Genomic DNA, 12,093 nt, shown 5'->3' with positions numbered 1-12,093 from the left:
GGAGAAGAATCAAAGCTCACAGCGCCGGTCGCGACGTACGATCCGATGCCGAGCGCGAAGAACATGGAAACGGCGAAGCCGAGGAGCACGTAGTGCGTGATGCGCGCGTTGCGGCGCACGGTCGCGACAACGCGATCGAGCGAAGTGCGACCGAGCGTCTTGATGGCTTGCACGAACTGGTCGCGCCCCGCCGCGTCCGCAATCGTGTCGATGACCATCTCTGAAAAGATGCCCGTGTCGAGTGCGCGCATCGGTTCGTCCGCACGCTGCGTAAGACGGCGACTCATCCGGTCGATATGCCACTTCAGCCACGGATCGGCCGTCTTCGACAGACGATCGAGTGCCGCCCGCAGCGTCAGGTTCGAGTCGAACAGTCCAGCGAGCGACACGATGAGTAGCGCAGCGCGCAGATCGCGGCGGTTGCGCCACATGAGTGGCAATGCATCGACCTGGTTGCGGAAATGCCCCGTCCAGCGCTTGAGCGTCCAGAAGTACAACGAGACCAGACCCGCGACGATTGCACCGCTCAGCCACCAGTAGTCGTAGCAGAACGTGTCGATCGCGTAGAGCGCCTGACCCATCGGCAACCATTGCTCGACCGGCTTCGTGTCCGCGACGGCCGGAAAGATCTCTCCGCCGAACAGCATGCAGAACACGTAGAGATAGACGATCAGAAACGCGGGATACGCCATCTCCAGCGACGTCGTCGACGCGAGGACGCCCTCCGCATGCGCGGCCATCTCCGCCAGCTCGAGCCCCCGCACGGCGGCGTCTTCCCGCGTCGACGTGCCCGCGATGTCGAGCAGCGCGTGTTCCTGGGTTGGAATGAACGGCCTGATAGCAGTTGCGAAATCATCGCCCGCGACCATGCGCTTTGCGACCGCCTGGAAGACGGGCCACGTGAGCCACTGACGCGAGCGATGACGCTTTTCGAGCGTAGTCAGTCGCTCCAGTAGCGTCTCCCGGTTGCGCAGTCCCTTGGCGGCGACGTCCAGTCGCGTCTCGCGATAGAAGGTCTCGCGCATCTTCTGGAACCGCCAACGTGCAATGCGCAGCCGCTCCTTCTGCGGCAGCGCCATAAACAGCGAATGGATCAGTCCACGGATCACGACGGCATCCTCCCGTCTCGATCAGCAAAGATCCTGTATTCGTCAAACGGGCGCATTGCCGAATCGATGAATCGCGGATCAATCAGACCTTGCGACGCCTTGTAGAGCGCGTGCTCATAGATCGTTTTGCCCGTCATGTCTTCGTCGCCGAAACCGGTTTTACGCGTCGAGCGCCACACGTTCTCGGCGCCACGCCAGTCGCGGGCCGCAACACAGTCAAGAAAGTCCGAGGTCGGGCGGAAGATCTCCATTGCAAGCGTCTGCCCTTTCGTGCCGGCGGCCACCTTGCCCGCGCGCGTGAACAGACCTTCCAGGCGGCAATGCTCGCATCCGGCTTCGTCACGGCATGCCATCTTCGAGGTGTCGAGGCCGAACTTGCGTTCCAGCGTCTCGATCTGTGACGCAGGCATTACGTCGCGTGCTGGCAATTTGCATTTCCGACACAACAGGGGGATCAGCTTCTGGTTCGCGACGGCGTTGACGAACTTTTCGGATGAGACCTCGTCCATCGGCAACTGAAGCCGCCCACCGGCGAGGCGCATGAATGCACCGATCGCGCTGTCCGCGTGAAGCGTGGTCCGGACCGGGTGCCCGGTCAGCGCGAGTTCCGCCACCAGCCCCGCGACGACTCGATCGCGCACCTCACCCACCGTCACGTCGTCCGGGTCCATACGCATGAGCGAGCGGATCACTTCCGCGCACTTGCGGTTCGCTTCCTCATCGGTCTCGTCGGGCCGGCGCGGGATCGAAATGTCCGAAAGCCATGGCTGCGGATACTCGGACGGCTCATTGACGGCGAACTGCTTGCGCAAGTCGCGCGACGCGAGCATGAACGACATCGCGCGAAGAAGCGTGGATTTAGCCGACCCTGTTTCGCCCGTCAGGATCGTGACGCCACCGCTCACGTTGCCCAGCGCCTGGATGATGCGCAGTTGCGACGTCTCCAGGCCCATCTTTTCGGGCATGAGCACTTTGCAGTTGCGGAAGTTGCCGTCGAGCAGACGCAGCGCCACATCGAAGCCTCCAACGAGCGGCGTGCTCTGCCAGCGGATGTTGAGAATGTCGGTCTGGACAACGAGCGGGATCATCGCCGACTGCGGCGCGGTCGGCTGGAACGTCTCGCCGGAGTTCGTGTTGCGCGCGACGAGGTCCTGATAGGCGGCGGACAGTGCACGACGCACCAGCGCTTTCGGCAGCCTGCGGTATGTGTAGAGGTCGCCGTTCACACGGAACCGGACTTCGACATCGTCGTTGAAATCGCGGTACTCAAAGTGGATATCGCCCGCCCCGTAGGCGTGAGCGGCTTCGGACACGTCTCGGAACGTACCGATGGCGCGCGAACTCTCCGGAATGATGGCTGCTGACCTGTTGCGCTCGGTCGCGTAGATCGCGGCAATCACCGCGTCCGTTGCGATCATCTCCTCATGCACCTTGATGTCGGCACGCTCGAGGTCTTTCACATAGGTCGGATAAAGCGCCGACTCGTGAAACGTCCGCGTCGTGACGACGATCGCCATACCTGCCTGTACTTCGACCGCCACGAACTCACGGCGCGCAGCATCCGTGATGCGCAGCGTCGCATCCTGGCCCCGCTCGCTCAGGATGCGCTTGAAGGTCAGTGCGTCGGCGGCCGCCAGTTGCGGCAGGCCCGATGGCAGGAATTCTGTCTGCTGCTTGACCAGATCCGCATGCGCGCGGACCTCGTGCACCTCGTTGATTGGTTCGGTCGGCCGTACTGTCGGCGGCACGTCGTGCGCTTCGACCGGCGACTCCCCGGACTCAACAACGGGAAGCGCCATCGTTGATTCGGGAGCAACGGCCTCCATTGGTGCAGCGACGCTTTCGGCGGCCGGTTGCGCTTCAGCCGCACCATGAACCGTCGGCCTGTCCCGCATCGGATGCTCAATCGCATCCGCCTGCGTCAGGTCAGTGGCCGCTCCACCCTGCGAGTCTTCGTCAGTGGCGTCGACGTCGGTGATGTCCGCCATTCTCAGCCGCATGCCCAGCGTCATCGGCTGTCCCGGCTTCGTGTCCACAGGCTCTGCCTTCAGCGGCTTGCTTCTGCGCACGAAGCGCGGCTCGCGATTGACGTCCTGTTTGGCGTCTGCACCTGCGATAGGCATTGACGCCGGGGATTCTTCCGTGAACCCGGCGCGCAACGCACGGAACCGCCCAAGAATGCCGCGCGAAGACGGCTCATCTTTTTCAATACCGTTGAACAGACTCATCGTTATTGCCCCATCGCAGAAAGAGGAATGGCAGGAGGCAGCGGACCACCCAGATCATTCAGCAGTCGCGTCGGAATGCCGAATGGCCGCGGGTTATCCGAAGTAGTGGCCGTGCCGCCGCTAATGGTTTCCGTCCAGGTACGCTTGCCATCCGCGACGGTCACGACGAATCCATCAACCCGCTTTACGGTCCAGCCATTGAGCAGCTTCGCGCCGACGTGTGCGGGATAAGAGGCGTTGCGGAACTCGTAGAGCACCGACGTACCGCTCATGTCGCTGAAAGCGCCAACGAAGCGCACCGGTTCCGCGCGGGAACTCGGCGGCGTCGCCTTGATGACGGGCGCATTTGCGGGCGCGCTTGCTGGCGCGGGCGCATTGAGCGCGACAGCACCACCCTGCTGCCCGCCATCGCCCCCGAGGTCGCGCGCGATCTTCGAGCGGGTAATCTGGTCGATATCGTCGATCGACAGATGCGGCCTGGCCGGAGTCGAGGAAGGCTGCTGTGTGACCGGTTGCGACGGCGCCGTGGGTGCCTGAGTCGTTACCCCTTTAGCTGTAGCGGGCGTACCCATGTCAATATCGGCCGCGGGCACGCGCGCGCTTACCGGCTGCGCGTGCGACACAGCGGGCTTGTTTTGTTGTGCTTGCGCAGCAGCGGATACCAGTGCCAAGGCACAGGCAATCACTGTCAGCCGTTTAGTCGAGAACATAGTATTTGCCCTTCGCAATGAAATGGATACCGACCCGCTCGTTTGCCGGATTGGACTGGTTGCGTGAAGCGCCGCGCTCGTCGAGCAAAAGCTCGACCGTCATACTGTCGAGCGTCATGTCCGGCGGCAGCTTCGAGAGGAGCACTGACTGCCATCGGTATCCTCTGACCTCCCAAGTGCCGACACGGATCATGTGTGCGGGGCGCTGGCCAGGCGTGCCGGGCGGCATCGTCAGCAGAGGCTTCGACGGCTCGAGGCTCACCTTGTAGCCGTAGCTGGCAAGCTCGAATGGCTTGGTCGACAACCGCTGCGGCGGCGTCTGTAGCATGTCGATGAGCGTCTGTTCGGAAGGCCACGTCTTCGCATCGTGATTCGATACGGGCGCGACCACCGGGATCGCGGGTCCGGTTGCGCTCAGATGCAGACCATCCGGCTCGAAGTGAAGCGGACGCAGCGCCTGCGGTGCGGCGCGACCAAAATCATCGAAGCTGCCGCCGGAGCGCCTGTAGGTGATCGTGCAATTACCCTTCGACGGGCAGACGGCCTTGTCGAAAACCCACCCCGCGATGACCGCTTCGCTGTTCCCAAGCGAGGCGAGGATTGCCGGCGCCAGCTCATTCGCGCGCGGTATCTTCGCGGCGAACGTCTGCCGCACCAGCGCGGCATATTTCTCCTCGAACGATGGCTCCTTCGGTGCGGCCGGCGGCGGATTCAACGAGTCCATCAGCTGGATGCCGCCGAAGACAAGCGCGGCCCCAATCACCAGCACCGGCACGACCGTCGGCAGGTTGACGGGCACCTTGGCAATACGGCCATTCTTGCGATCATCCAGCAGCGCGGCAGCGCCGAAGCTCTCGTCGACGTCTCCAACGGCCTGGCCGGAGCCGAGCGTCGTCAGCGTCAGGTTCAGCTTCAGGCATTCCTGCTCGATCGCGATGCGCCTTTCGTGCGCCTTCGGGATTGTCAGGACTTCGTCGCTGCGTACGACGCCGCGCACAACGAAAACGAGATGCACGCGCTGATCGTCCTGCAGTAGGATGAGTACGGCAGCCTTCCCCTTCACACGGTCGTGCTGGGCAATCCGCGCCGCGCCCGAATACAGTTTCGCGCCGTTGATCTCGCTCGTGTCAGGGGCGCAGAAGCCGCCGATTGCGTCTTTGCCGATCTTGTATTCGACGTAGTGCGTCGCACCGAAGTCATCGGCGTAACGACGGCGCTCGGCCCGCATCTGTGTGGCCGGATAGGCGCGCCAGTCCAGCCCGAAGACCAGGCGCGCGTTCTTTTCGCGCGGCAGTGGATCGGTAATGTGCATGCTCGCGCTCACATCGACGGGACGACCGTAGCCGTCAGCATGATCACCTGGAAGGTCTTCGACTTGTTCCAGAGGCCGGTGATACCCGCGATACCGCTATTCGTCGTGCTGTCCGCGAGGTCCGTCATCTGGCCGTAGAGCACCACCGTCTGGCCGTCAGAGAGCGCGATCGTCTGATCGTCCTTGCTGCCGATCGTGTGTGCCAGCTGGATCTGCTGCGACGTCTGACCGGAGCCCACTGACGCCGACGTGAACGGGCCGTTCAGCTTCGAACTGTCGCTCCAGTACGCGAGGACGATCTGGTTGTGGTCGTTGACCGACGGCAGGATATTGACGAAGTCGCCCGTCGTCACGGTCCCGGGCGTCAGGCCGGGCACGCCGCCGGAAGTGGCCGTGAGGCTGCCCGCCGAAGGCGTGGTCGAACGCAGATAGTCGTCGCTCTGGAACGACGCAATCGAAACCGGCAAGCCGTTGAGCGTCAGCTTCGTCTGCGTGTTGTCCTGCACCGTCCGGCCATACTTGTTAAGCGCATTGAGCACTGCGTTCGTGCCCGAGAACGGCGCATTGGGTTGCAGCACTGAGAGGCCGACCGTACCGCCGCCCGAGGAGAGCGACGTGGGTGACGCGAAGCTGATCGCATACTTTGCGAGGCCGCCCTGGATATAGTTGAACACCACGTCGGCGTTCACACCCGCCTGACTGCCCCTGTTCAGCGCAATTTGCAGCGTGCGGATGCGGATCATCACCTGGCGAGTCGAGACGGCGTTTTCCTGGGCGAGCAGTTTGCCCATGCGGTCAGCCGCTTCGCGCGTGTCGTAGATCATCACAAGGCGGCTTTGCGGGTTGACGTTGACGTGGCCCATCGGCGAGCGCAATTTGTCGAGCGCGTCGCTGATCGACTTGATCTGATCGAAGTCGCCTTCACGCCCCGTTGAGGTCTGTGCTGAGAACGATCCCGTATTGCCGCTCGATCCACCGCTGCCGTTCGCCTGATTACCCGTCGACGTGTCCATGCCCTTCGACATGGTCGATTTGATCGACACCTTGCCCGGGATCGCGGCAATCTGGTACATGCGGGTGACGAACCGCGAGATGTTGATGGTCGATCCGTCGAACGACCAGTCGAGCCCCAGGTCTTCCGTCATCCGGGTCAGATACTCGCCTACATAGCCCGTGAAAACCTGGCTATAGACGGGCTCTTCATAGGTCGCCTTGCCATTCACCCCGTTCGTTACTGGCGCTGCGCCGCCCTTGCCGTCCGATGACGCCGACTCGCGCGGCACGAGCGAAGCGCGCGGCACGAACACATCGGGGCTCAGATGGACCGCATAACCTGTCGCGCCCGAAATCAGCGTTGAAATCTCCTTGATTTTCAGGTTCGCGGGCATCGTCACCTTCTTCTCGCGGAACGTGGCAGGCAGCTTCGCTTCATACGCGACAGGGACAAGCCGGTCGCCGAGGAACGCCGTCGGCACGTCTTCCACGAGCGCCATCGAACCAGGCATGTTGGCGATCGCATCGCTCGCGGTGTGATGGACCGCATCGTATGCAGAGTTGATGTCGCTCTGATAGACCGCGCAGCCCGCGATCATGAGCGAGCAGGCAGCGGCAAGGAAAGTCTTGAGAATCGAAGCGTGATGCATGGTGTTAGTCCTGGCAGTTGGCAGCGCGCACGACGACGCGGATGACGTTGTTCGCGTGACGACAGATACGCGTCGGCACGCGCATGTGATTGGTCGCCTTCATGACCTGCGTGAGGACAGAAGTGAAGTCACCGGAAAAGGTCGCGTTGAATTCGAGCGGCAGGTCGTCATCGACCTTCCACGCAAGTTGCCAGCCCTGCGTTTGCAGCCAGCGATCGAGCGCGTTGCGCAAGTTGAGGTCCTGCGGCGAGACGGAAAGCGTCAGCACGCCTGCCGGTGTCGTTTGCGCCCCCGGCAGAACCACCGATGCAACGCCAGTCGGAGTTGGTACGGACGATGCAACCGTTGTCGTCGGCGCAACCGTTGCAGCTGCGGCCGTGGGTGCGGGTGCGGGTGAGGCGGCTAATGCCACAGCAGGAGCCAAGGGCGCGGCATTCGCAGCCGTCGCCCGGGGCGATGGGGCTGCCGAGAGGATCTGCCATCCATCGCCGGCGGGAGGAGCGACGTGCGACTGGTCGGGATCGATCGCCGCATGGGTCCAGCCTGGCACACCCACCAGCGCCAGTGCGGCCAGCACACGCGCGATCACGCGCACCCGTTCATTGCGTTCAATAGTCACATTCATTCGTTATTGCCCCTGCCGCTGCAGGCGGCGATAAATAGCGTTGGCATAGATCAGCTGCTTCTGCGTCGAGACTGCGTTGTACGCACCCACAGCCTTCCAGGTCGGCCCGAACTGCTTGATGTTCGAAGCGAGAATCCAGGTGCCGACGTAGGCGTTCACACAGGCGTTAAAGAGGTGCTCGCGACGGATGCCGTATTGGGCAAGCTTTGGCAGCCACGACGTGTTGATCTGCATGAGACCGATGTCTTCGCTCCCGTTGTTGTTCACGTTCACTGCGTTCGCGCGCATACCGGATTCGTGCTGGGCGATCGCATGCACAAGTTGGCTGCTGATGTGACGGTAGGCGGCGGCGTCGTCGAGGCAATCCGCCCGTACCGAAGACACGCAACACAGCGCAGCAACCGCGCCAGCAAAGGCGAATGTCAGGTTCATCACGATTTCGCCACAGCCGTTTCAGGCGCGGCCGGCGCGGCGGGCGAACCTGGTGCGGCACGCTCGAAGTACTTCACATCGTGGCGACGCGTAACGTTCACCGTGTTCCCGTCGGCCGTCACGATGAACTGCTCCGACGTTCCGTTGAACATGTAGTACCGCCCTTTCTGCTCGCCCGATCCCAGGTGCTTCACATCAGCAACGTGGATCTGGATTACGGAATCCGCGAACTTGAAATAGGTGTGACCGTCGTTGTCGAACACAGCGAGCAGGTGCGCAGCGTTCGCCTGATCGAAGTCGTAGACCGTGCCCGCGGAGCGACCAATCTCGACCGATTTCGAGCCGTCAGAGACGAAGATTCGCTCCGCGCGCTCGACAGTCATGACGTTCGTCTCGCCATTCCATTTCGAATGCAACGAACGACCATCTGGCGTCTTGAACGTCAGCTCGCGGGCGGGCTTCGACGCGAACCGGATCTGGGTGTGCGTGTCGTCACCGTCGCGGATCGCTTGGGCGCCGAAGTATTCGGCCAGCAGCGAGGCGCGCTGCGCAGGCGCGTCAGCGTTTGCGGCGTCGAGTTTTACGACGTCCTCGTTCGCCGCAACGGTCTGCGCGATCGCATCGGGCTGAGACTTCTCACCAGCGGCATAGTTGAGCGCGCCAGATTTCGGCGCCTCGCGATGCAACCGGATATGACGGGTCGTAAAATCCACGTCCGCGTACAGGCCACTTTGCGACATCAGACGGTCAAGCGCCTGCATCCAGTTTTCACCGGCCCGTGTGACGAACGAGCTTGCATCCGTCAGGTCCACGTCCTTTTGTGCTGCGCCCGTCCAGCCCTGCGGAACGAGCGCCTTGACGATGTTCGCGACGGGCATCGTCGCCTTCAGCGAACGCACAGGCTCGAGCGCGCCGTGCGAGCCGATCAGCACGAGGCGGTTCGTGAATCCGTCGAATGCGGGCGGCTGATCGTCGCGCAGCGTGGCGAGCGTGCCGCGTGCCCCAGCGCCGATGAAGGCGTTCGCCCTCGTCCACCTAGCCGTGGCAGTCCTGCCAGCGACCGTATACGTGACCGACTCAGGCGTACCGTCGACGACGACATACGGACCTTCAGCGTGTCCGCCCGTTGCCGTAATGACCTGACCCGCGCGCGGCTGGATATAGGTTTTCGAACCGTCGTTGAAGATCAGCGCCGGGCGCTCTGCGATACCGCCCGAAATCTCATAGTCAAAGTCGAACGGGTCGGTATTCGCAGCATGCGATGACACCGTGTTGAGCAACGCTAAACAGGCAAGCGCAATACGGGAGACGGTGTGCTTCATAGTCCGGCCTGGATCTGATTAAGGTGTCGTGCGAAACGCGCCAGGTACGCCTGACCGGGGACCGGGTTGGCGCTGTGGTAGTACGCGATAGCCTTCGCGACGGAGTGCGTCTTGCTGTAGTTCTCGTTGAGAATTTCCTCCGCAACGCGAATGCTCGTTGCGGGCGCGAGCGCGTCCCAGGGCGACGCAAAGCGGCGCGCGTGGTAGCCCCAGTTGATCTGCATGAGGCCTACGTCGAAGTCGCTGCGGCCGCGCGCGATCAGCGACTGGACAACGCGATAAGCATCCTCGCGGGTCTTGAAGAAAAAGCCCTGCCCCGCGATGTTCAGCGTCCACGGCCAGGCGCGTCCGTTCAGACCCGACTCGTTGAGCGCGATGCCCGCGAGAACCTTGGGATCGACGCTCGTGTGCATCACCTGGAATGGGACGGTCGCGCTCGCGCAGGCCCAGCCGCCACGGCCTTCCGCAATCGCAGCCTGCGCGTCGTCATCAAGCACGGCGGGCTGCAGCCAGCCCTTCGCGATGAGCAGCTGCTCCAGCGACACCTTCTGCGCATCGATTGAAACCGTGATGCCCGTCTCCGGGGTACTCGCAACCGTCTGCCCCACAAGCGGGGCCGCCCACGATTCGAATGCGTGCAGGCCACACCAGAACACGGGCTTTCCGCCAAACGAAGCGAGCTTGCGCGCATCGCCCTGGGCGAGCACAACGCTCGTCGGACTGATCACTTCCGCGATCGTCACGGCATGGGCGCAGTGGAAGTGCGCAGCGAGCGCAGCAGAGAGCACGCCGAAGATCCAGCGCTTTTCCGTACGCTTATTCATCGCGGTACGGCTCCAGCACGATGTCGCGATTGACCTTGAGCATGAAACGCCGCTGGCCGGGGGCCGAGGTAATCGTAGGCGGAATGTTCTTGTAGCGCTCGAGGACCGATTGCGATGTCGTCGCCGCGACCTGTCCCGCCGTAGTGCCAACCTGCGTGACCCCGAGCGGGCCAGTGGTAGTCGACGTCGTGCCGTTCTTGTCAAATGCGCCCAGCAGGATCGCCGTAAGGAACGACGTGCCGAAGATTTTCAGGAAATGGTTGTTGACGTCGCCCGAGAAGCCGGCCGAGCCGTCTCCATCGGCGCCCTGCGCGCCGAAGAGCGGGACATGCTTGCCGTTCGGCAAACGCAGCTCCGTTGCCGCCACCAGAATGCTCTCCTGTCCGGGCTGGATATCAGAGCTATACGGTGCCGTGATAAAGCTGCCCTTCGGGATCATCAGGCAGTCGCCGCGGATACTGTCGTACACGTCCTTTTCAACCATCAACGAGGCAGTCCCGGGACGATCGGAATCCAGTCGCTCTGCCGCGAGCACACCGATGTGATGCGGAGGCGACAATACGCATCCTCGCGCCTGTCCAACGAAACCGGCCCGCGGGAAGTCCTGGTCGCTGCCCGATTGCATCGAAACATTCTTGATGAACGTCGCGTCGTGCTCCTGGCTCGAATATGGGCGGGCTGACTGTTGCCCCCCAAGTCCCGCTGCCGCAAGTGCCGACGCGACGCGATCACCCACCGAGCCTGCTGCATCCTGCTGTGCGGCCGCCTGTCTTGCAGCGACCTGCGCGGGCGTGAGAATTCCCGGCATCTGGTTGGGTAGCGTCGGCGCCGTATCCTTGACCTTCACGCCAGGCTTGAAAATCGGCGACGCGAAAATCGCATCCGTATCGGATTCGGCCTTGAGCTGCTTCGTCTGCTGATCGTTGATAAAGCCGTCGGCCGTCAGCGCCGGCGCCGCATTCCCTGCATTCGGCGTCGACGACGACGAAGCGCGCGCGGCAGCAGCGGCCCGCGCTTCCGAGGCCGCCATCTTGCGCGCATCACTCATCTGGTCCTCAATCGTTTTATTGAGGTCCTGGGTGTTGTGCGACTTGTCGACGACTTCCGCCGCCTTGGCCTTCTTCTGCAGCGCTGCCTGTTCGTCGACCTTGGCGCTCTCTTTGACCTGGTAGTAAAAGCCGAGCGCGCCGATGACAACTGCTGCGACACCGCCAACCGCATACAGAGCGTTGCGTGGCGACTTGCCCTTAAAGAGGCTCGCGTGCTGGTTGTCGTGTTGTCCGTTCGGTTGATTCATGGCGTCTCTCAGAACCCGAACAGGCCAGGACGGCGGCGTTTGATGGTGACTTCCTCGTTCGGAGCACGCAGCACGATCTCATTGGCGATCTCCTGCACAACGATGTACTGGCCACGTCGGATGAAGTTCGGGCTCACCACGTCTCCGTGGTCCTTGACGATAGGCACGGCAAACGGCGCGTCAGCGGGCAGACGCAGCCACACGGACTTGCCGTCGTCGAACACCGTTTCCGGGCGGAACGAGGCCGATCCTGAGACCGTGTAGTCGAAATTAAGCTTGTCGGGCGAAACGCCGATCGGGCCAGAGTCCAATTGCGCATCGGAGTCACCGCCGCCACCGGTGCCAGAAGCGCCGACGCCCGCCTGTTCCCGGGCACGAACCTTTGCCATGACGGAGCCGGGATAGTTGAAGCGCACGGTCTGATAGAACAGTCCGCCCATCGGCGACGACACAAGTGTCATGTCGTACTCGCGCAGATTGGTAGTCAGGTGAAGCGTGTTGACGAGGCCGGGCTTGACCGGCTTCACAAAGACGTGGTTTTCGCCATCGGTGTCAATGACCCACTGAACCGAGTCGCCCATCGCCGGATCG

11 protein-coding genes are annotated in these 12,093 nt (G+C 62.7%); all 11 read right to left on the bottom strand.

Features of this window, described 5'->3' with window-relative positions; translation table 11 throughout:
• Positions 1-1,109, bottom strand: a 1,109-nt coding sequence (locus AABE10_RS35465) for a type II secretion system protein (protein WP_342937718.1), incomplete at its 3' end; no start/stop codon positions are given.
• Positions 1,106-3,337: an ATPase, T2SS/T4P/T4SS family gene (locus AABE10_RS35460; RefSeq protein WP_342937717.1), complete on the bottom strand. Its 2,232-nt coding sequence runs from the start codon at positions 3,335-3,337 to the stop codon at positions 1,106-1,108. The genes AABE10_RS35465 and AABE10_RS35460, both read right to left, overlap by 4 nt.
• Before the next feature lie 2 nt (positions 3,338-3,339).
• Complete coding sequence (locus AABE10_RS35455; protein WP_342937716.1) at positions 3,340-4,047, bottom strand: hypothetical protein; 708 nt, start codon at positions 4,045-4,047, stop codon at positions 3,340-3,342.
• Positions 4,034-5,359 (bottom strand): hypothetical protein, encoded by a 1,326-nt coding sequence (locus AABE10_RS35450; RefSeq protein WP_342937715.1) that lies wholly within the window; start codon positions 5,357-5,359, stop codon positions 4,034-4,036. Before AABE10_RS35450 ends, AABE10_RS35455 begins: the two co-directional genes overlap by 14 nt.
• Positions 5,360-5,367: 8 nt before the next feature.
• Positions 5,368-7,002, bottom strand: coding sequence for a type II secretory pathway protein (locus AABE10_RS35445; RefSeq protein WP_342937714.1), 1,635 nt, complete (start codon positions 7,000-7,002; stop codon positions 5,368-5,370).
• 4 nt (positions 7,003-7,006) lie between these two features.
• Positions 7,007-7,627 carry a toxin co-regulated pilus biosynthesis Q family protein gene (locus AABE10_RS35440; protein ID WP_342937713.1) on the bottom strand — a complete coding sequence of 207 codons (621 nt, stop codon included), beginning with the start codon at positions 7,625-7,627 and terminating at the stop codon, positions 7,007-7,009.
• 3 nt (positions 7,628-7,630) lie between these two features.
• The gene (locus AABE10_RS35435; protein ID WP_342937712.1) at positions 7,631-8,059 is read right to left on the bottom strand and encodes a lytic transglycosylase domain-containing protein; all 429 of its coding nucleotides are present in this window, start codon (positions 8,057-8,059) and stop codon (positions 7,631-7,633) included.
• Positions 8,059-9,381 carry a TrbG/VirB9 family P-type conjugative transfer protein gene (locus tag AABE10_RS35430; RefSeq protein WP_342937711.1) on the bottom strand — a complete coding sequence of 441 codons (1,323 nt, stop codon included), beginning with the start codon at positions 9,379-9,381 and terminating at the stop codon, positions 8,059-8,061. Before AABE10_RS35430 ends, AABE10_RS35435 begins: the two co-directional genes overlap by 1 nt.
• On the bottom strand, positions 9,378-10,205 hold the full coding sequence (locus AABE10_RS35425; protein WP_342937710.1) for a transglycosylase SLT domain-containing protein: 828 nt from the start codon (positions 10,203-10,205) through the stop codon (positions 9,378-9,380). The genes AABE10_RS35430 and AABE10_RS35425 overlap by 4 nt, the downstream gene beginning before the upstream one ends.
• Complete coding sequence (locus tag AABE10_RS35420; RefSeq protein ID WP_342937709.1) at positions 10,198-11,502, bottom strand: TrbI/VirB10 family protein; 1,305 nt, start codon at positions 11,500-11,502, stop codon at positions 10,198-10,200. The genes AABE10_RS35425 and AABE10_RS35420 overlap by 8 nt, the downstream gene beginning before the upstream one ends.
• 8 nt (positions 11,503-11,510) lie before the next feature.
• Positions 11,511-12,093 (bottom strand): TrbG/VirB9 family P-type conjugative transfer protein (locus tag AABE10_RS35415; protein ID WP_342937708.1); only part of this gene is annotated, 583 nt, incomplete at its 5' end.

This window comes from Paraburkholderia diazotrophica (genome assembly GCF_038900755.1).
Lineage (GTDB): Bacteria > Pseudomonadota > Gammaproteobacteria > Burkholderiales > Burkholderiaceae > Paraburkholderia > Paraburkholderia diazotrophica_A.
Note: the sequence above shows the minus strand (reverse complement) of the source record. Positions and strands in the feature narration are given on the sequence as shown.